Origin of the sequence: Estrella lausannensis (assembly GCF_900000175.1) — a bacterium.
Classification (GTDB): Bacteria; Chlamydiota; Chlamydiia; order Chlamydiales; family Criblamydiaceae; genus Estrella; species Estrella lausannensis.
Genome location: NZ_CWGJ01000006.1, coordinates 21721 through 43453, shown reverse-complemented (window position 1 = coordinate 43453; position 21733 = coordinate 21721). Strand labels below are relative to the sequence as shown.

The 21733-nt window shown below is 49.8% G+C and carries 15 protein-coding genes; 11 read left to right on the top strand and 4 right to left on the bottom strand.

Annotated features, from left to right (window positions below):
• Positions 1-103 precede the first annotated feature (103 nt).
• From nqrB to ELAC_RS01830, 5 genes are all read left to right on the top strand, one after another.
• A complete protein-coding gene (nqrB, locus tag ELAC_RS01850) occupies positions 104-1639 on the top strand; it encodes an NADH:ubiquinone reductase (Na(+)-transporting) subunit B (protein ID WP_098037583.1) in 1536 nt (511 codons plus the stop codon).
• Entirely contained in the window at positions 1620-2594 is a 975-nt protein-coding gene (nqrC, locus tag ELAC_RS01845) for an NADH:ubiquinone reductase (Na(+)-transporting) subunit C (RefSeq protein WP_239414308.1), read from the top strand. The genes nqrB and nqrC overlap by 20 nt, the downstream gene beginning before the upstream one ends.
• Before the next feature lie 8 nt (positions 2595-2602).
• Entirely contained in the window at positions 2603-3241 is a 639-nt protein-coding gene (gene nqrD, locus ELAC_RS01840; RefSeq protein ID WP_098037582.1) for an NADH:ubiquinone reductase (Na(+)-transporting) subunit D, read from the top strand.
• 1 nt (position 3242) lies between these two features.
• Complete coding sequence (gene nqrE / locus ELAC_RS01835; RefSeq protein ID WP_239414306.1) at positions 3243-3965, top strand: NADH:ubiquinone reductase (Na(+)-transporting) subunit E; 723 nt, start codon at positions 3243-3245, stop codon at positions 3963-3965.
• A gap of 240 nt (positions 3966-4205) precedes the next feature.
• On the top strand, positions 4206-5114 hold the full coding sequence (locus ELAC_RS01830) for a biliverdin-producing heme oxygenase (RefSeq protein WP_098037581.1): 909 nt from the start codon (positions 4206-4208) through the stop codon (positions 5112-5114).
• A 2-nt stretch (positions 5115-5116) separates the two neighbouring features.
• Here the strand turns inward: ELAC_RS01830 and ELAC_RS01825 are convergent, their stop codons facing one another.
• Positions 5117-6337: a cation:proton antiporter gene (locus ELAC_RS01825; RefSeq protein ID WP_098037580.1), complete on the bottom strand. Its 1221-nt coding sequence runs from the start codon at positions 6335-6337 to the stop codon at positions 5117-5119.
• 407 nt (positions 6338-6744) lie between these two features.
• A complete protein-coding gene (locus ELAC_RS01820) occupies positions 6745-7245 on the bottom strand; it encodes a hypothetical protein (RefSeq protein ID WP_143406410.1) in 501 nt (166 codons plus the stop codon).
• Between the two features lie 445 nt (positions 7246-7690).
• Between ELAC_RS01820 and ELAC_RS01810 the strand changes: the two genes are divergently transcribed.
• The 6 genes from ELAC_RS01810 (at position 7691) to ELAC_RS01785 (ending at position 20193) form a co-directional block, all read left to right on the top strand.
• A complete protein-coding gene (locus tag ELAC_RS01810; RefSeq protein WP_098037577.1) occupies positions 7691-9172 on the top strand; it encodes a hypothetical protein in 1482 nt (493 codons plus the stop codon).
• A gap of 250 nt (positions 9173-9422) precedes the next feature.
• On the top strand, positions 9423-12053 hold the full coding sequence (gene alaS / locus ELAC_RS01805; RefSeq protein ID WP_098037576.1) for an alanine--tRNA ligase: 2631 nt from the start codon (positions 9423-9425) through the stop codon (positions 12051-12053).
• Positions 12050-15349 carry a transcription-repair coupling factor gene (gene mfd, locus ELAC_RS01800; protein WP_098037575.1) on the top strand — a complete coding sequence of 1100 codons (3300 nt, stop codon included), beginning with the start codon at positions 12050-12052 and terminating at the stop codon, positions 15347-15349. The genes alaS and mfd overlap by 4 nt, the downstream gene beginning before the upstream one ends.
• Before the next feature lie 282 nt (positions 15350-15631).
• Complete coding sequence (locus tag ELAC_RS01795; RefSeq protein WP_098037574.1) at positions 15632-16750, top strand: sodium:proton antiporter; 1119 nt, start codon at positions 15632-15634, stop codon at positions 16748-16750.
• 4 nt (positions 16751-16754) lie between these two features.
• Positions 16755-17819, top strand: coding sequence for a calcium/sodium antiporter (locus ELAC_RS01790; protein ID WP_098037573.1), 1065 nt, complete (start codon positions 16755-16757; stop codon positions 17817-17819).
• Positions 17820-18111: 292 nt separating this feature from the next.
• Entirely contained in the window at positions 18112-20193 is a 2082-nt protein-coding gene (locus ELAC_RS01785; protein ID WP_098037572.1) for a hypothetical protein, read from the top strand.
• 52 nt (positions 20194-20245) lie between these two features.
• On the opposite strand, the gene ELAC_RS01780 is transcribed toward ELAC_RS01785, so the two are convergent.
• Both ELAC_RS01780 and ELAC_RS01775 read right to left on the bottom strand, forming a co-directional pair.
• Positions 20246-20671, bottom strand: a complete 426-nt coding sequence (locus tag ELAC_RS01780; RefSeq protein WP_143406409.1) for a hypothetical protein — start codon at positions 20669-20671, stop codon at positions 20246-20248.
• A gap of 107 nt (positions 20672-20778) precedes the next feature.
• Positions 20779-21681, bottom strand: a complete 903-nt coding sequence (locus ELAC_RS01775; protein WP_098037570.1) for a hypothetical protein — start codon at positions 21679-21681, stop codon at positions 20779-20781.
• Positions 21682-21733 lie beyond the last annotated feature (52 nt).

Genomic DNA, 21733 nt, shown 5'->3' with positions numbered 1-21733 from the left:
CGGTATAAAAAGTAAATCTCGTAAGAGGCTGTACGCAAACTCAAATCATCCGATTTCAGTTTGTAGATGGTCTTTAAGACGACTAGAGCGGAAAAAGGTATATATGCTCCGAAAGCTTCTCGACTACCAGCTTTCATTAGTGGAAGAGGGAAAACCATTGCACAAGCTGAAACCGCTTATCGATGCAATGGACACTTTTCTCTATGAAGCTCCCTGTAAAACAAAGACAGGCCCCCACATCCGGGATGCCATCGATATCAAGCGCTGGATGGTAATTGTCGTTTTAGCCCTCCTCCCCTGTTTTCTTTTCGGCATCTGGAATGCGGGCCTTCAAAGCTTTGTCTACTCCAGTGGCGATTTCCGCCTGATGGATGAGTTTATACTAAGTTCAACGTCCTTCCAAAAGTATATGGAGTTCGCTTCCAAAGACAACCGTTGGATGCACATCATCTCCGAGGGCCTCTACATCGTGCTGCCCATAGTTTTTGTCTCCTACGCCGTTGGCGGCCTTTGGGAAGGTTTTTTCGCTGTTGTCCGCGGTCATGAAATCTCCGAAGGCTTTTTAGTGACCGGCATGCTCTATGCGCTGATTCTTCCCCCGACAATCCCTCTCTGGATGGTCGCTGTCGGCGTCAGCTTGGGCGTTGTGTTTGCAAAAGAGGTGTTTGGTGGTTCGGGTATGAACATCGTCAACCCGGCGCTTGCCTGCCGCTGCTTTCTGTTCTTTGGCTTTCCCGGAAGAATGTCGGGTAACGTCTGGGTAGGCGACAGCGCCCAAGCAGTGCGAGATAGTCTGGTTAAGATGAACCAGACGGGAACCAAAGGCCCCCTTGACGGGTTTACGCAGGCAACCAAACTAAGCCAGCTTAAAGTATCGACCGATATCAAGCGCATCCATGTCGACGCGATCGCGTCCAATAACGTGGGCAGCGATGTCGGCACCTTCGATACCATTAAAGAATACTTCCAAAAATGGGTAAGCCATACGGGACAAGAGGCAAACTTGGGCGAGCTGACGCAAGATCAACTCAGACAATTTGTCACATCGCCTCTTGCGGAAGGAGGCCTTGGCCTCTCCACTGGATTTTACGAGGACGCCTATAATTTCGCTTCAGTCAACTACGGCCTTGGCGCCAACAGCAACTGGGGATTTTTCCTGGGCAACAAACTAGGCTGCATCGGCGAAACGTCGGTTCTTGCCTGCCTGATCGGCGCCTTTATCCTGATCGTCACTCGTGTCGGCTCCTGGAGAACCATGGCGGCGATGACCTTAGGTGCTTTCATCACCGCGCTTTTTTTCCAACTGGGCTCAACCTACCTGGCAGAAGCCCATGGCGCCTGGCTGCCTGCTCAATTCGGCATTCCGGCCTACAAACACCTTCTGCTTGGCGGGCTTGCCTTCGGCATTGTTTTCATGGCGACAGATCCTGTATCCTCGCCGGACATCCGGCTTGGAAAGTGGATTTTCGGCTTCTTTGCCGGAGCGATCGCCATCACGATCCGCGTGATCAACCCAGCCTATCCCGAAGGGGTAATGCTGGCCATCCTCACAGCGAATTGTGCCGCCCCGCTAATCGATTACTACGCCGCCAAAATTTATGTGAACAGGAGGCTTGCCCGTGCCCGAAGAGCAGTCTAACACGAAGATTTCAAGTCCGCTGGGTACTGTTGCCTTCATGGCCACACTAAGTTTGATCGCTGCACTCATCTTGTCGGTCATCGCAAGCGCCCTTCAGGAGCCCAAGGAGATCGCCAAAGATTTGGACCGCAGCAAGCAGATGCTGATCGCCGCCAAAGTGCTAAGCCACGATGGCTACTTTCTTGTCCGGGACGATAAAGGTGAATACATCCCTGCCCAATTTGAAAATGGAAGGCTCGTCAAAGGCTCGGCTGAAAACCTCGCCACGAAGGCAGACATCATTAAAATATACGAATCGCGGCTGATTCCCCTTCTTGTCGACAAAGAAGGAAACCTAAAGACCTTCCAAGAAGCCAAGATTGATCTAGATGGCTACGTCTCGAAATACCGCTCCATCGGCTATTACAAGTTGCCCTTGATGCTCATCTACAAGCTGCTTCCCAACCCCCAAGAAGGGGAGAAGCAAGACCCCATGAAAAACGAAGCTATCGGATGGGTCATCCCTGTCAACGGCTTTGGACTCTGGGACGCCATATACGGCTATCTAGCCCTGAAGCCGGACGGAGACACAGTCATCGGCATCACCTGGTATGATCAAAAAGAGACCCCAGGCCTCGGAGCTAACATCGCCGAGCCTTACTGGCAGAATCAATTTTATGACAAAAAGATCTTCACTCCAGGATCTTCAGGACAAACCGATTTTAAATCCGCCCCCCTTGGCATCACTGTCGTGAAGGGGCTTGTCGCTGAAGTTTATGGCGACTCTCCCAGGGCAAAAAGCGCTGTTGACGGTATGGCAGGAGCGACGCTGACTGGCAATGGTGTCACTCAAGGTTATAAAGATGTGCTGGCCCCTTATCGCCCATTCTTTATCAAGCTCCATGACAGCGATACAAAGAATGGCGCCGAAAACAGCGGCAGCGACAAGACCCACGAACAAACTACTCAATCTTAAGAGAGCTTATGGCACCTCAAAAATCCAAGCCGATCACCTACCTGACCGATCAGATATGGAATAGCAACCAGGTAATAGTTGCCGTTCTAGGCATTTGCTCTGCCTTGGGAGTCACGAATCGCCTTTCTGTGGCGATCACTATGGGACTTTCAGTTACCTTCGTCACGGCGTGTTCATCCTTTTTTGTTTCTCTTCTGCGTAAAATCACTCCAGACAGTGTCCGCATGATCACCGAGCTGGCGATCATCTCCGTCTTTGTGATCATCATCGACCAGTTCCTCCAGGCGTATTTCTTCTCTATCTCGAAAGTTCTCAGCGTTTTCGTGGGACTGATCATCACCAACTGCATTGTGATGGGAAGAGCTGAAGGCATGGCGCTTTCGGTACCGCCGCTTTCCGCCTTTTATGATGGCATGGGAGCCGGACTCGGGTATGCCTGGGTTCTCTTTATCGTTGGAGGCATTCGTGAGCTATTTGGTTTTGGCCAGCTGCTCAACTATCAGGTCATTCCCCTCTCGTGGTATGCTGGGCCTGAAAGTCCCAATGGCTATGAAAACTTTGCCATGATGGTTAGCCCGCCGGCTGCATTTTTTCTGATTGGATGCATGATCTGGATCTACAATATCATCAACAAGAAAGGAGGCTGACATGTGGATGGGAAGCTATGAGCCAATCAATCTACTGGGGCTGCTGATCCAATCGGTTCTGATCGAGAACTTTCTGCTCGCAAACTTCTTGGGAATGTGTACCTATCTTGCCTGCTCGACCAAGCTGAAGACAGCCAACGGACTGGGAGTGGCGGTCGTATTCGTTTTAACCTGTTCCGGGGTTTTGAATTGGTTCGTGCACCAGTTCATCACGAAAGCTGGGGGTCTGGCATGGCTTGATTTTATTGGCCTTGATGCCAGTGCCATTAACTTGAATTTTCTTGAGTTTCTTCTCTTCATCTCGGTCATAGCTGCCTTTGTTCAGATGCTTGAAATCGTGCTCGAAAAGGTGTCGCCCGCGCTCTATCTGACACTCGGTATTTACCTGCCGCTGATTGCTGTTAACTGCGCCATTTTGGGAGCTTGCCTTTTTGCGGTGACAAGAGACTATCCCTTCGTACCCAACCTTGTCTATGTCTTCGGCTCCGGAGCGGGGTGGTGGCTGGCGATTGCCCTCATTGCTGCGATCAGGGAAAAACTGGTTGTCTCCGATGTCGTTCCCTCCTTAAGAGGAATGGCAATAACTTTTATTATGACGGGGCTTATGTCCATGGCTTTCCAGGGATTTACCGGGATCAAGCTGGCGGTGCCGACAGGAGTTTCTGAGAGCGTGATTGACTTCGCCGCCATGGAAGATGAAAAGCCTGCAAAGGGCGTCCAATAGTAGAGCATCGAGTAAACGTTGCTAAAATAGATACCGAAAGAGTCTCAAGATTTCTAGATTTTGGCTTTGAGAGACTATAGGAATTGAAAGATCGTAAGCCACCTCATATTTTTTAATATTATGTGACTTGCGATCTTTCAATCTTGGGAGCCTTCTCTTTGTCAAAAAACAAGAGTTGAGACTCTTTCGTTGTATTGTCTGACTCATCTTACTCATGACCCTTTAAAATTAAGGTATTTTATGCAACCACTACAAGGCCTCTCTCAAGTACAATCTGCCGATTCAACAACAACTTCGCTAGCGACTAAAGAAAATGAAGAGACCGCATTTTCTTTAGTTTCCCATATGCAATCTTCTTTCATGACCCCGCTTGAAAGCAGCGGTAAAAGCTTGCATCAGCAGACTATCAACCTTCCTTTCTACGCAAAGCTGCTGCGAACAAGTGACATTACAGATAAAGAGCTTCTGCAGCACTTTGTCAACAACAGCGCCATCTTTACCAAACTGGAATCTTTGATTCGCCTTCATGAGGCATTCAGATCTGTTTTTACAGACAATATTTTTAGAGCCCCCAAAGCAGAGGAAGATATCCGCTTTTTTATAGAGCGCTTCCATCTGAAAAGGCCGGATGCCACGGAAGAAGTTAAGGATTTTCTGCGTTTCATCGATCAAGTTGCTGAGGACAATCCTAAGTTGCTTTTACCGATCTTATATGTGCAATACGCAGGTCTTTTCCTTGGAAGGGCAGTGTGTGGAGCCACAGCCAAATGGCTTGCCGCACATATCACCGCCTGGGAAGAGTGCCCCGATGGCAAGAAAGGCCTCTCTTATTGGGACTTCGATGGTCTTCCCACATCAATTGAGTTGCAGGCCAAAAGTGCGTCAATGCTCAAGCAAATTGACAAGATGGACGATGAATCGGATCTGAGACAAAGAATGCAAGATATTGCAAGAGCAGCCTTTCAGCACAACTACAACGCGATAAAGTCCGCAGCCTCTTTTGATCCTGTCATCGATAGGAAAGTGACGACCCATGCACCGGGTATGTCAGGTGAGCAGAAGAAAGCTGTGTTGATCACCATGATGCTAATTGTCTTCGCCTTCCTTGTGAATGAAGCGCTCAAATCCCGATCCGCCTCCTCTCATTAAAGTCACGGGCTGGGAACATTCGACGAAGAGTGTTCCCTGCTGTAGAGTGCCCTCAGACCGAAGGGCGCTAAAAGGGTTGTGATGGTAATCACTAAGATGATCGAGGCGTATGTCTCATCATGCAAAACCCCGGAACTGAGTCCCACGTTGGCAAAAATGAGGCCGACCTCTCCCCTAGGCACCATCGCCGTCCCGATAACCAGCTTGGAAAAGGTGTTTTCTCCCCTAAGAAAGAAGCCTGCTGCCATCTTTCCAACGACCCCTGCAATCAGTAACGCGCTGGTCAACACCCAGACGTTCGCGGAATCCCAGGCAACTTCTTTTAAGTTCAGCGATAACCCGATGGAGACGAAAAAGATAGGCGAGAAAAGGTGCACGATCGGCCGCATCTGCTCTTCGACACGATGGCTGAAGTGAGGTGTTTCGTGAAGGAAGGCGGCAAAGGGGAAAAAGAAACGACGCGAAAGGGCAAGCCCAGCAGCAAAACCTCCTAAAAGCTCCGGAGCGCCAAGTTCATGGGCGATCCAGGCGAAGAGGAGGATGAGTGAAACAATCGTGGTGGGCAAAAGACCGGGAATTTCACTGAGTTCGTCCCATTTTTTTATCGTCTGTCCGATAGCTTTCGCTGCAATCGGCGAGAGAAGGAAGAAGACGACAATGAAGATCAGTACCCTTCCGGCATTCCAGATGTTCACATCGCCGCTGGTGGTAAATTCATAGAGCATCGCAAGTAAGACGATGCCGATGATATCGTCCAAAACAGCCGCTCCGATAATCACCTGCGCCTCTTTACTGTTTTGTTTCTTTAAATCGGCAAGCACCCGCAGCGTGATTCCGATGCTGGTGGCAGTCAGCGTACAGCCGATAAAAAGAGAGGCGATGAGGGAGAAGTGAAATAGATAATAGCTAAGCAAGAAGGCCAAACCGAAGGGTACTGCCACTCCTCCGATCGCCACAACCATCGCCTGCAGTCCGCTGGAAGCAAGCCTGCCGACATCTGTCTCCAGACCTACCTCAAAAAGAAGCAGGATGACTCCTATTTCGGCGAGAAGCTGTAGCGGTTCGCTCAATGTGACGATCCCTAAAAGGCTCGGACCGATGATGATTCCGGCGATGAGTTCGCCGATGACGGAGGGCACTTTGTAGAAAGCGGCAATCTCCCCGACGACTCTGGCGGAGAAGAGAATGAGTACCAGCTGCAGTAAAAAGGTGGCGGCGTCCATTGAAAAATGCTCCTATCTCTTCTATCCATCAAATCAAGTGCTAAAACTTCTTGATTTTGAGGGGTTGGGCAGTGTCAAAGCCCCGTTGGTTAAACTATGCATAGGTGTTACACAAAGAAGGGCATTCTTACAAACTCCATTCAAATAATTCAACCCTAGAGCTTTTGACCGGTACCGTACGTGCGTCGAATTTGGGGTTTATACCGGAAGCACCATCCAAATATTTTGAAACACGTTCGGTAAGAGATTGTTAACGGGTTCGGATTTCTTCGAGTTTTCGCCAACTTTTGATTCATCATTGGTCAACATGCGGGGGCTGTGATATGGCCCCCCCAAAAATAGGCACAATGATCCCCAAATCCGGCAACAGTCTCAAAAACTTGCCTGAATGGAAAAAAGAAGTCGGATCAATCTGTATAGGAACGTCTCGACTCGATGAGACCCACCTGTGTCTTGGGTTTTTTGGGCTGAGTCTGCTGCTGGCGCAGGAAATAGTTCTCTTTTTTGAATGCGCAGTAATCGAAGACCAAAAGGGAATGGCTCTTCTCATGGATTTTCTCCACCAGCGTAATGAGCTGGTCGACCAAAGCCATTAGGCGAACATCTTCATAAGACAGGGCCTCTTTAAGGTAAAGGAGTTCTTCCAACTTGATGGATTGAAACTGGACATTTGGAATTTTCAAATCGATGGTATACTGCTCGATTAACGGACGCGCTTCCTCTTCTGCCTCTTCAAAGAGTTCAAAAAGGGAAAGTCGTCTTTCCAATATTTCCTCAACGCGCTCCTCATTGCCATCCCGTAACCCCTCTTCTTCCTCTGTTAAGCTGCTGAGCAACCCTCTGAGCGAGCGGATCTGTTTTTCCAAAGCGCACTCCAAATCCGCCACCGTTTTTTCTGTTAAGTCCATATGAATCACCCCCGTTTTTATTATGACATAGCCTCTTCTGATCAGCAAGACGATATCTTGCTCCTGTGATCGAAAGGGAGCGAAACCAAACTTAAAATACTATTAAACAACGACTTAATCAATTATTTATCGATATATTATTTTTTGTTTAAAGACGTTTGATATTAAAAAATGCTATAATCGCCCCATTCATCGTAAAAACCCTGTAGAAAGTTCCCCTGGAGACTGTTAATGGATTCGGTTTTTTTCGATTTTTGAGGTTGTTTTGCCGGCTTTTAGATCCTTTTTTAGGGGTCGAGATGCGAGAGCTGATATTCATCCCCAAATCCACAAGAGGCCGATCCGTTAACCGTCTCTTAAAGAAAGCGTCTCCAGATGTGCTGAAATTCCACATTGGCAGACGCTTTTAGTATAAATCGCTTTAATGCTTGAAGATTAGATTTTTATGTCACCTTTCTCAGTCAGCCGTCATCCTGTTTCCACTTCGGTCGCTGCTTTATCTCCCCCCCCTTTGACAGAGCTCCCGAAAGAACTTCTCACACTGATTTTTTTTCAAGTCATATGCAACAGCCAAAGCCTGATGCTAACCTGTACAACCTTCCACCAGATATTTAAGGAAAACACCGCCCTAAAGAACCTCACCTCATTTTATAAAAAACTCAATTCCTGCTATTTGGATCGCAAAACATCAAAACATGCAGAGCCTCGTGACCCCACTGAGTGCAGCAACTTGGCGGTAGAGCTGAAATGTATCAAAGCCCTTGCCCAGATAGATCGCCTCTCTGCTGAACGCGTGGCACTACAAATGGAAAATTCCGTCGAAAAAGTCAGCGCCCTTGCTTGGCTGCTCTCCTCGCACGAGGGCCTCACAACAGAAAGAAGATGCGTCATGGTGCAGCAAGGGCTGATGGCTTGTCAGACTACAGACGACTCCATCCGCAGCCTGCACGCAAAAACGTCCCTGATTATCCCCTGCCTTCCATTTTATCCCGAGGCAGCCCTGATGCTTAAGACTCATGTCTTTACCGTGCTCAGAGAGAAAAAAAGAAGCGCCGGCCACCTCATGGCTCTTTTGCCGCTCGTCAAAAAGTTGGCAAGTCTTTTCCCAAAAGACGCAATAGAGCTTGCTTTCAGCTTCCAGAATGAAATCACCGCTCTCAAAAGCAACCAGACCCGCACCAGGCTTCTGACTATGATAGCAGTGATCGCCGCTGAGCAAGAACCTGACAAAAGCGTAGCTCTCCTCAAACAAGCGGTGAAAGCAACCAACCAATGCCTGCCGGGCGCCAAAATCGTGGGATTGGTCGACATGGCAATGGAGGTTGCGTCATTGCACCCTGCAATTGCCCAAACGTGTTTGCAATCCTCCCTTGACCTTGTGTTTGAACACAAGAAACTTATCACCGATACCTTGGTTATCAATATTGCAAAAACAGCTGCACTTTTGGGGAAAAAGGAAGGTGGTGACATTCTTGAGAGAACGGTCGCTGCAGCCCAAACTTTTCTCAGCGATTTCCAAAAAGCAAGAGCGTTTATCAAGCTTAGCCGGTTAATCGATCAGGTAAAGGGAAAAGCGCTAATCATCGAGGCAGAAGCCTTGGCCAAGACGATTCAAAGACAATGGCGCGCTAAATTTGAAATTTTGATTACTAAAGTCTATATTTTAAAAGATCCCATGAAAGGGATAGAGAGTGCCGAGCGGGCAATCGAGGCCGCGGCAACGCTGCCCGACTCGTTGAAATTCCCATTGCTCGCCGAAGTAGCCGAGGCATTATCTTTCACCCACCCCGCAAGGTGCATGCAAGTTCTGGACATGATCGATCCCCCTTTGATGAGGGTCGAGGCTATCTCATTGAGCATCTATAAATTAAAAAAGAGAGTCAGCCAAATACATTTTCAGGAAAAACCTTCCAAAAAAATCTATTAAGAGCGGAAAATCGATCCCTGTTTACCGGAGCACGCTATCCCAATGGAAAATTTCAAGTTGTTTCGGTATAATTGCTCCATCAGCTAAAATACCCGGAAAACAGGCGTTATAGCGAAAGTGTCTCACTGTTTCGGATTTTGGCTTTGCTAAAGCCAAATTTTTAAGACACATTCAGTAAGCACCCTCTCCTTTTGGGCTTTCTGGAGCACTAGTCTTTCACTTAAGGTTCTTTTCAAGGAAAATCACGATTATGAAATCTGCTGTCATCAGAAAAAATTATCTCACCTATTTCCAAACAAACGGGCACACCATCGTCCCCTCTTCCCCCGTGCTGCCTCATGATGACCCCACACTCCTCTTCACAAACGCCGGGATGAATCAATTTAAAGATGTTTTTTTGGGAAAAAGCAAGCGCAGCTATGTCAGGGCCTGCTCCAGCCAAAAATGCATCCGCGTGGGCGGCAAACATAACGATCTGGACAACGTCGGCCATACTCGGCGCCACTTAACCTTTTTTGAGATGCTGGGCAACTTCTCTTTTGGGGACTATTTCAAGGAAGAGGCCATCAAATTTGCCTGGGAAGTGGCTCTTAAGGTCTTTGAGTTTGACGGAGACCGTATCTGGCCCTCCGTCTTTGAAAAAGATGATGAGGCCTTCGAGATCTGGAAACGCTACGTCCCCGAAAAACGCATCGTAAGGCTTGGGGAGAAAGACAACTTCTGGGCCATGGGCGACACCGGCCCTTGCGGTCCATGCTCTGAGCTTCTCTATGACAGAGGCAGCAGCTATTCGACAGCGAGCAATCCCTACGAAGACGCGAGCGGCGAGCGCTTTTTAGAGTTTTGGAACTTAGTCTTTATGCAGTACAACCGCCTTGACGCCAAAACCCTTGAAAATCTGCCCAAACCCTCCGTCGATACAGGTTCTGGCTTGGAGAGGGTGGCGCTCCTCAAGCAGGGCGTCGACAGCGTCTTTGAAACAGATGTTTTAAGGGCGCTCATCCGAAAAACGGAAGAGGTTTCGGGGGTCCGCTACAAAGAGGAAGACCACACGCTGGCGCCAGCGTTCCGAGTCATCTCCGACCATATGCGCTGTCTGGCATTTGCCATCGCCGATGGCGTGGCGCCGGGAAATACCGATCGAGGTTATGTACTCAGGAAAGTGCTAAGACGCGCTGTCCGCTACGGAAAAATGCTCGGTTTTGAAAAACCCTTTTTAGCTTCCGTGCTTCCTGCTTTGGTCGAGGAGATGGGGCAGGACTATCCCGAGCTTCAGGCCAACGCCGGACGCATCGCCGAAATCCTGACGGTGGAAGAAGAATCCTTCTTCAGAACATTGCGTCGCGGTGGATCGATTTTAAAAGAGGTCATCGAAAGAGCGTCCGAGAGTACAAAAACCATCTCCGGCGAAGACGCCTTCAAGCTAAAAGACACCTATGGTCTGCCGTTCGATGAGATTTTGCTGCTTGCCAAGGACCAAAATCTTCAGGTCGACTCTCTGCGCTTTGAAGAGCTCGAAGAGGAAGCCAAAGAGCGCTCACGCGGGCAAAAGAAAACCCACCAGCAGATAGCGGGTGAAAACCCCTTTGAAAAGTTCCTTCATGAAAAGGGTCCAACCCAATTTACAGGCTATCAGGAGCTCACATCCCCGGCAAAAGTGATCGGCATCTTTAAAGACGGATCCTTTGTCCCCTCCCTCTCCCCAGAAGAGGAAGGAGAAATCATCCTGGATAAAACCCCCTTCTACGCTGAGATGGGAGGACAGGTAGGTGACAGAGGTTCCATCGCCTCAGAAAGCTTAAGCTTCCAGGTAACGGACTGCAAAGCGCCTTACAAAGGGGTCATCAGCCATTTAGGAAAACTCCAGTCGGGAACTGTCTCAATCGGTATGGAGGTGACAGCCTCCGTCGATGCCGGAAGAAGGGTTAAAATCCAAAACAACCACACCGCGACCCACCTTCTCCACTGGGCCCTTGAAAATGTGCTTGGCAAGCATATCAAGCAAGCCGGCTCTGTCGTAGACGATGAACGGTTGAGGTTTGACTTCACCCATCACAAGGCTCTTACCAAAGAAGAGATCCGAACAATCGAGGACTTAGTCAACGACAAAATCCGGGAAAACAACCCCGTTAAATCATATGAGCTCTCCTATGAGGCTGTTCAAAAACGCGGGGACATCAAGCAGTTTTTCGGCGACAAATATGACGCTGAAGTGCGCGTCATCGATATCGATTTCTCGAAAGAACTTTGCGGAGGCACCCACACCTCGAGATCGGGTAACATAGGCGCTTTCCGCATCAGCAAAGAGAGCAGTATCGCAAGCGGCATCCGCAGAATCGAAGCCGTTACCGGTTCTGCTGCCGAGAACTTTGGAAGAGAGAGTGAAGACCTTCTGGAAACAGTTGCCGAAAAGCTAAAGTCGCAACCTCAAAAACTTCTGACACGAGTGCTGGGCCTTCTCGAAGAGAATGCCGGCCTTTCCAAGGAGCTCAAGGAACTGAAAAGAGAGAAGCTGGACCTTGCCGCAAAAGATTTTGCCGCCAAAGCCGAGACCGTCAAAGGCATCGCCTTCGTGGCAGAAAAAGCTCCGGTAACCTCTGCCGACCTCCGTCCCTTTGCCGACGCGCTCCTCGAAAAAATGAGAAGCGGCGTGGTCGTTCTCGGTGTGGATGCGGGCGAGGGAAAATGCCAGCTCATCGCTAAAGTGAGCGATGATATTGTTAAAAAGGGAATCAAAGCCTCGGATATCATCCAAAAAATCGCACCGATTGTCGGCGGCAGCGGCGGCGGCAGGGAACAGCTTGCCACCTGCGGTGGAAAGGATGCGTCTAAAATCGTCGAAGCTTTGAATGAAGTGGCGGGTATTCTTGAGAAAGCATGACGGACGCTGCCTCTAAGATCACCGAATTTGCTTTACGAAACGAGGGTTTGAAAGAAGCTCTTTCAGCCCTCGCAAGAAAGGAACACCTCCTGATGGAGGGGCTTTTCAATGCACCGAAAGCCCTTTTTCTCCATCTTGCCGAGAAGATGACAGGAAAGCACCTCCTGATCATTTCCGGCGAAACCCAGGATCTGGGGTCTCTTTTTCAGGATCTTGAATTTTTCAGTCCTCGCCCGATTTTGGAGTTTCCTGCCTGGGAGACGCTCCCCAACGAAAATATCCCGCCCAGCCCCGACATCGTTGGCGCCCGCTACTCCGTCCTTGAAAAAATCAAAGATTTGAAAGAACCGCTCATCATTCTGACAAGTCCTCAGGCCCTCCTGCAAAAGATCGTGCAAAAACCTGTGTTCGATAAGCTGACGATCTCGCTTGAAGAGAGGGCGACTTATCCCTTCCAGGATTTGATCGATAAGCTGATTGAAATGGGATACGAAAGGAAAGCTGTTGCCAGCGACAAGGGCGAGTTCGCCGTTCGCGGATGCATCATCGACATATTTCCCGTCTCCTACCCTGATCCCTACCGCATCGAATTTTTCGGCGATGACATCGAGTCCCTGAGACGTTTCGATCCCATCGGCCAAAAATCCGTTGAAAAGGTGAGCAAGATATCCATCACACCTGCCCGGGAGATGGAACTGCTCGAAAAAGTTCAATACCAGGGCACTCTCTTTGATTATCTGGGCAAAGAAACACTAGTTGTGTTGGACGACCTTCTGGCCATCGAAGACCGTTTGAGCTCTCTTGCCGCGATGCTGGAAACGCCGCCCCCCTCTTTCTCCACCATCGAAGAGCTCTTCACTGCCGTAGAACGGCTATCATGCCTTTTCCTGACAAAGGGAGAGCTCGAAGAGCTAACCGAAGTGAAAGCTTCGGGGACAAAACGCTCCGGTTATTACGCCGACTCCTCACTTCACTCGATTTCCTTCGAAATGTTCCAGCGTTCCTTTAAGGCGACGCGCTTCAACCACCCTTTCAAGAGAATCGATGCTTTCCTGGCCGATGAAGAGGTCGGCGAGGGCCTTCAGGGTGAAGAAATCCTACTCTCTCTTGGCAGGCTTCCCCAAGAGAGCGCGCTGTTTTTGCTCAACACCAGCGAATCCGATAAAAGCACACTTGCCAAGCGCCTGGCCGACGGGGCCATCTCCCTGCCTGAGGAAACCGATGTTTCCCTTGGCTACCTCTCTTCGGGTTTTGGCGTTCACGACCCTGCTTTCTTGGTGATTCCGACGACAGAGATCACGCACCGCCACCGCATCCGTCGTCAGAAGATGCGCAGCACCTACCACTTCACCCCCTCCGAATTCTTCGACCTAGCCAAGGGCGAACTTGTCGTCCACTTGCAGCACGGCATCGGACGATACCTAGGCCAGGAGAAGCAAAAGGATGTGCACGGCCACGAAAAAGAGCATCTGCTGATCGAATATGCCGACAATTCACGCCTTTTTGTGCCGATGCACCAGATGCACCTTGTCACCAAATATATCGGCGCTACGGACGATATTCCGAAGCTGCACGAGATTGGGGGAACCAGGTGGGCCAAGACAAGGGAGAAGACGGAAAAAGCCATTGTCGGTTATGCCAAAGACCTGCTTGAACTCTATGCCAAACGGGAATTCAAGGGTGGCTTCAGCTTTAACGAAGACAGCGCCGACATGCAGGCCTTCGAAGAGGAGTTTCCCTATGAAGAGACCGAAGACCAGCTGGATGCGATTGCAAGAGTGAAAGAGGACATGCGTTCCAAAAAGGCGATGGACCGTCTGATCTGCGGGGATGTCGGCTACGGAAAAACGGAAGTGGCGATGCGCGCCTCCTTTAAGGCTGTGGTCGACGGCGGCAAGCAAGTCGCCATGCTCGTTCCCACGACCGTGCTTGCCATGCAGCACTACGAAAACTTCGTCGAAAGGATGAGGAACTTCCCTGTGCGCATAGGAATCCTCTCCCGATTTCAGACTCCGAAGGAGCAAAAAAGGACGATCGAAGGAGTGTTCGACGGCAGCGTCGACATTCTGATCGGAACCCACCGCATCGTCAGCGGCGATATCCTCTTTAAAGACTTAGGCCTTGTCATCATCGATGAAGAACAGCGCTTCGGCGTGAAGGCTAAAGAGCACTTAAAGCGTATCAAGGTGGGAGTCGACTGCCTGACCCTTTCGGCAACTCCTATTCCAAGGACTCTATACCTCTCCCTTTCGGGTGCCCGGGACATGTCCGTCATCAACACTCCCCCGCAAGATCGCCTGCCGATCAAAACGGCGATCACGGAGCCTGCTGATCAGGTGATCAAAACGGCACTGATGAGGGAACTTGCCAGGGATGGTCAGGCGTTCTTTATCCACAACCGTGTCGAGACCCTGCCCGATATGGAGATACGCCTGCAGAAGCTGCTGCCTAAAGCGCGCATCGCTTCCGTCCACGGACAGATGCACTCGGACGAAATCGATACGATGTTCCACGCCTTCAAAAGCGGTAAGATCGATATCTTAGTGGCCACCTCGATTATAGAAAGCGGCATCGACATCCCGAACGCCAACACCATTTTAATCGACCGCGCGGATCGCTTTGGCCTGGCGGAACTCTACCAGCTAAGGGGACGGGTTGGACGCTGGAACAGACGTGCCTATGCCTACTTTTTGGTGAACCGCATCCAGTCGTTGCCTGAACTGACCCGCAAAAGGTTGACGGCTCTCGCCGAATCGGTGGGCTTTGGCGGGGGGATGAAACTTGCCATGCGCGACTTGGAAATCCGCGGAGCGGGCGATATTTTGGGAACCGAGCAGTCGGGACATGTCGCCAGCATCGGATTCCACTTTTACTGCAAACTGCTCAAGAGGACAATCAGGGCGCTGCAAGGTGAAAAGGTGCCGCTCCTTGTCGAAACCAAAATCGATCTGCCCTACGAAGCGTTTATCCCGGAAAGCTATGTAGACACCTCTTCGCTGCGCATGGAGATCTACCAAAGGATCGGGGAAGCGGAACATTTTGAGGCGCTGGAGGCTCTTTGGAGCGAGCTGCGCGACCGGTTTGGCCCTCAGCCCCGTCCAGTGAAAACCCTCTACCACCTAAGCCGCATCCGCCTGCACGCCGCCAAAAAGGGGTATACACACCTCAAACTCGACAACGTCTCGTTGCTTGCCGAGAAAACCAAAGGGCGCGAAATAATAGAGTCAAGAAGGCTGTTGGTAGGCAGCAAACCTTCCATTGAAGATCTGGAAGTTAAAATTTTGAAAAATCTCTAGATCGCTTCGGTTCGGCAGTGTCTTGGCGTCATGAACCAAACGACGACGAAACTGCGGCGGCCCACGCTCCTTCGACAAAGAGCAGATCACATCAAACTAGATCCCTCCTGTTGATCCCAAAACTACCTCATGGGAGCTTTCGCCAAAGAGAAAACCTCCCGCTTTTGTTTTAAATAATTCCTTTAATCACTAATCTGAAGAAAATCGCTACTCACTGGCAAAAAGTCTCCAAGCTTACGTTTTGGGTTCTTTGCTTGGTGCATCGCTGTTTTAGGAGATTTTATGAAAAAAGTGCTGATCTATTCCGTATTGCTGATCTTGGGACTGATAGGCTCTCAGGTTCTTGGTGGCAAAGGAAAAGACGTTATAGACCTGATCACCCTTTGGTGTCTGTCATTCATCATGATTCATGTCGGTAACGAATTCGATATCGACAAGAACAATCCAAGACAGTACGCATGGGATTACCTGGTTGCCGGAACGGCAGCCGCCTTCCCCTGGATTTTTTGCGCAGCCTACTTCGTGTGGGTACTCAATACCGACTCCTGGAAAGACGCTCTCGTCCTCGCCCGTTTTTCATCGCCCACCTCTGCCGGCGTCTTATTCTCCATGCTGGCAGCGGCAGGACTTTCCGCCACATGGGTATTTCGCAAGGCACGGGTTTTAGCCATCTTTGACGACTTAGACACCATTCTTCTGATGATACCGCTGAAAATGCTGATGGTGGGAATGCGATGGGAGCTTATGGTCAACTTGGTGGTGATTGTAGTGCTGCTTTTCCTTGCCTGGCGCTACATGCACAAACTGGAATGGCCGACAAGTTATCCCTGGGTACTGCTTTACGCTGGGGTCATCGCCGGTGTATGCGAGCTTGTCTATTACACAACCTCGATTTTTGAAGATGTGATGCCTATCCACCTGGAAGTTCTTCTGCCGGCCTTTGTCCTCGGCTGCATGATGAAACGATCGGAGGCGCACTCGGATGAACCGGGTGGTCATGAAGAGGGCCACTCTCATGAATCGGAAGAACAACGGGTGGCTGGAATTATCACCGGAACATTTATGGTCTTCGTCGGCCTGTCGATGCCTGTGATCAATACAGATGGAATGTCTTGGAACACTCTCCTGATTCATGTGCTGTTAATTACTCTGGTATCAAATCTTGGTAAAATGTTCCCCATGTTTTGCTATCGAGACGAGGCGCCGTTGAAGGAAAGACTGGCGTTGTCGATAAGCATGTTCCCCCGTGGTGAAGTCGGGGCGGGGGTCCTCGTCGCTTCCATGGGATATGGGCTCGGTGGTACCGCTTTGATAGTAGCCGTGTTATCTCTGGCGCTTAACTTAGTGTTGACGGGCCTGTTCATCATCGGTGTCCAGGAGCTCATTAAGGAAAGGGCATGAGCATATGACCCTTTTACTGGGACTGATCGCTTTGATCGGCGGCGCCGAACTTCTGGTAAGGGCAGCCTCTCGTCTGGCAGCCCTTTTGGGGGTGCCGCCATTGATCATCGGACTGACAATCGTTGCGATTGGCACAAGCTCCCCGGAGCTTGCGATCAGCATCAAAGCCTCCTTAACCAACCATCCGGATTTAGTGATCGGCAACTGCCTCGGCAGCAATATATGCAACATACTCCTTATCCTGGGGATAGCGGCCATTATCAAACCGCTCATCGTGACAAGAGAGGTGGTGTGGACAGAGGTACCGATCATGGTCGGGGCGCACATCCTGGTTTTAGCGCTATCCCTCAATGGAGTGATCACAAGATTGAACTCCCTGTTTTTGGTCATTTGCTGCCTTTGCTACATCCTTTTTGTCATTGTACGAGGATGGAGTGAAAGAGAGCCGAGAGATGAGGAGCTGATGCGCTACTCCAGCAAAAAAATCCGCCTGCCTGTGGAAGTTTCAAAACAGTTGGGGTATTTTTCCGCCGGACTTCTGTTCTGCCTGCTCGGCGCCGAATGGATGACGAACGGTGCTGTAGCGCTGGCGCGGGACTTGGGAGTCAGCGAGCTTATGATCGGCCTGACGATTGTCGCGTTTGGAACATCGCTACCTGAGCTGGTTACCTCCCTGCTGGCAAGCATCCGCGGCCAGGGCGAAATCGGGATTGGCAACATCATCGGGAGCTGCATTTTTAACATTTTAGGAATCATCGGAGTCTCCGGGGTGATCTCCCCTCAAGGAATCGCGGTTGCCGAATCCGCACTGCTTTTTGACTTGCCGGTGGCAATCGCTTGCAGCATATCCTGCCTGCCCATTTTCTTTACCGGGCACAGAATATCGCGCTGGGAGGGCATTATCTTTTTGATCTACTACGTGGCCTATATCAGCTACCTGATTTTATCTGCGAAAGCGCATCACTCCCTTCCGCTCCTGAGTTTTGTCGCCCTTTGGTTTCTCATGCCATTGACACTGCTCACATTCATAGTGATCATCTACCGCGAGTGGCGATTCCCCCGTATTTGACACCTGTCAAAAACGCCTTATCTACCTATCTTGCGGCAAATTCTCCAATCTCCTGCCCAAGAATGGGAGTTGCCAATTTATGGATAAAAAGGGGATTTTTACTCCATGAATCCATCTCACTAAAACCCTTAAAAAACAGAAATTATTAACTAACCAACAACATCGTTTTAAATAGAATAAAAAACAAATTTAAACATAACTAAATAAAAATAATTCGCAAAAACTAATTATTCACAAATAACGTAAAATCAAATATCATCACTGAAGAATAATAACTAAAAAGAGAAACATAATGAACGTTCTAGATTCAAATAATATTATCTTACAAGCTAAAATCACAATTCAGGAACTAGATGCCATCCGAGATAATTTTCTCTTTGTCGCCGAGCTGAAGCCCGGCGAGAACCTGCAGCCGACCACGACAGGCAGATCTTTTATGCGCTACGCGACCGGCTATAAAGACAATCCCATTCAAAAGACGGTTGACATCGGCATTGGCGTCTACGCCTATGTATCGGATGCCTACTCCGAAAACTCTTTCAGAGCGGTCACTACGCACTATAAGGGAGAGATCTTAAAGGCCGAGGGAGTCTTCACCCGGGCTCTTGATCAATACATCTTGCTGCTGGAGCACAAAGACGGAGAGGACTTAAGGCAGGGTCTGATGCTGGCGGCAAAAGAGGCCTTCATCTGCATGAGCAAGTCGCGCATCGGTTTTCACAATTGGCAAAACACTTTAGCTAAAAAAGTTACCGAGGAAACAGACCTCAGCCTGCGCATCAAAAAGATCAACCGCCTCATTATCAAAGAGTCTTTGATGCTAGACAAGGTCTTCCGCCGCTGCATCAGCAAGTTTCCGACAGCAGTCGAGCATATTGAGGAAAAAGAAATCAGCGCCAATAACTTCAACTGGAAAGAGACCTTCTTGCGCAACTGCAATGTGATCTGCGGCTTCGCCGAAGGCCTTAAGCCGCTTCTTCAAGCAGACTGCAACCTCACGTTGCTGGAAGTGTATGAAACGAAGATAGTCCCTGCTGAATGGGTGCGTACCTGGGGCGAGCCGCAAGATGAGCTCGACCGACTGATCCAGGCCATCGGCTGGACACTTGACTGCCAGATGCGCGAGACAGAGCGGGCAGCTCAAGTTACCAGCGACGAGCCGGCGTTAAATAACTTGGTCCTCTTGAAGGACTGCATGCAGCTGAACTTGACTCTTTTGGATGGACTCGAAGGGATCGAGCAGGATCTTTTAAGAAGATATGGCAGTGAAAATGCCGATCTCTTTCAAAAACTTGCCTGCACAATCGATGGATTCAAAATGAAAATGGAGAATGCCGGCGACACCTTTTTAGAGATTGTCGATCTGTGCAGGTCGATGAAGCTTCGGGGCGAGGTCAGCTTTGACCTCTCCGAGTCAGTGTGCGCCCCAAAATCTAGCGCTCAATTCACTACGGAGGAAGCGCGCAAAAGACTCGATGCCTACGTCACCTGTTTTGAGGGGCAACCCTCCCTTGAGGAAGCAAGAAAGCTGATTTTAGAAGGACAGATTCTCCTCAAGAACATCCTGACAGGTGATATCACCTCCCCTGAAGAGTATCAAGAGGGCGCCGAACAGGCGATCACGGCTCTCACCTGGTTTTTGATGCACATTGCACTGAAAAAGGGACAGGGGCACGAAGAGGGGGCTTTCGTAATCGAAGACGAGGGCGACCTTCTCTACAGTTTCCTTATGAATGCCAAGGCTGTCGGAGATAGGCCTTCCAGCCACTTTATCGGCAGAAGCCCTAAATGGAACGGGGTGGCAAAAGTGGTGATGGCCTCTTCAGCTCACCAGGGAATCGATATCTTAAATGGCCTTCTTCCCACACATAAGAGGCACATTCTTTTTGGAAAGGTAGACTCCCCTCAGTTTCTCATAGGAAACAGCCAGCCGCCGGTGCAGGTTCTGTTCCTGAAGCTGGAGAGCTTCAGCCCTTATGCAACAACGGGGTATGGCTACGATTTTGCGATGCACGGCATTGAGCTTTGCGCAGCGCAGTTCAACAAGAAGTTCAAACCGGGAAGCGATGACCTGCCTGAAATGGCCAAAGAAAGGATTCCCGCTCAAACGCTCAAGCAGTTCGGCCTCATCGTCGACGCGTTAACCAGCTTGCCGCAAGATGTGGCGAACGCTCTGCCGCTTAACGAAGCCAAGCAGATGGCCAAGAAGTGGGGAGTCGCCTACATGCACCACTTCATGCGGCTCGTCAAACAGCAAGGTGTCGAACTTGGAGACTTGGATCTCATGTTTGAAGCGCTTGATCACTTAGACAGAAGAACCGGAAGGGAGGTCTACATCACCTCCAACGAACTACTCACTTTTGCCGGTAATTAAAAGCGAGCATTAAGAGATGGCGCCTTTTCCCGATGGGAAAAGGCGCCCAATTTTAAGAGCCCATCTTAGAGCGGTTTTCCTCGGCATTGACCCGGTCGGTGTCTTTTCTGTCGTTAAGCTCTTCTTTCAGCGCGTTTCGATCGGCTCTGCGGTCTTTGGCGGTTTCTTCATTTGCCAAAGCGTTGAGTTTGGCATCGCCTTTAATCTCGGTATTTTTGATTTGGTCCGAAGCGACAGCTTGCAGCGCTTCCATATTCACTTGGCTAACACTCACCAGCATTTGGTTGATTACCTTTTCTCCGGCAATCTGCTGCCCCATGTCGGCCGTCGCTACAGGATGGGGAGCCGATTTCACTCCATTCAGTGAAGTGGCAACGGGCATCCCGCCGATGGATTTTGTCTCCACCTTGGCAGATTCTGCCGGCATGGCCATGGGTTCTGGCATCGAGTGGTTGGATGATACTCCTTCAACAGGCATAGCTTACCTCGCATCAAAGAGATTAATACAAAGGCATCTCTCTTTATTATAACAAACTGCGAGATTAATTATGAAAAAAGGGAATAAACCTTCCTTTTACGGAAGATTTACGCTGTCTCCTGATCGGCATCTTCCGATTTCTCGTCCCGTCGTTCCTTTTCTTCTTTGAAGGAAGAGGAGTAGGTGGAGAGGGGCTCGATCTCGGTCGAGGCGGTGATGATGTGGAAGGTCAATCCTTTAGCTTCCATCGACTCTCTGAGGATCCGGGTGGCATCGGTGCCGAGCACGAGAGCGTGGGCTTTGGGATTAAGATTTGTAAAAGTGAGGTTATACTGGCCTCGTGCCGAATCATGCTCCACCACTTTAAGAATGCCGCCGTTGAAGAGAGACATGTTTTTCAGGGTGAGGGTGATTTCGGTTCTGCCGCCTTGCTTCATGGCGGTGATTTTCTTGACCAATTTCTCGGCAAACTGAAGAAGCTTCATGTTTTGGAAGGAGGCATTCGCAACGGGGCTTGCCGTGGAGGAAACATGGTTGTTGAGGGATTGCGTGGGCTGATAGAGGGCCTCTTGCCCGACGGGAATTAAGTTGACGAGGGGGGTCGCTGCCTTTGTCTCTTCTTCCTCTTTCGTTTCATCAGAGGCAAAAAGTCCTTCGGCAGACTCCAACTCTACGCTATCGGTCTCTTCGGAATATTCCGGTTCGTCAACAGCCACTTCCGCTTTCATGGACTGGATCGTCTTGGACTGCATACTGGTGAAGAGATCAAAGGGGGATTGTTCTTTCATTTCCTGGAAAGCACGTTCCCTTTTCTCGGAAGCCATCAGCCTCTCCTTCTTCTTTGCGGCGGGTTTCTCTTCTTTGACAAGCGGGGATTTTGGGGCAGAGCGACGCTCCTCCACTTCCTGCCAGCGGCCGGAAGCGGGAGCTTTTTCCTTCTGCGGCTCTTTCTTCTTCACCGCAGGAGACGTCTTAAAGGTGTGAGCTACGTCAATTTTTTGTGTCGTCATACAATCCACATAATAAAACTTGTACTAGTATAACTTTTCCTTATTAAGACAA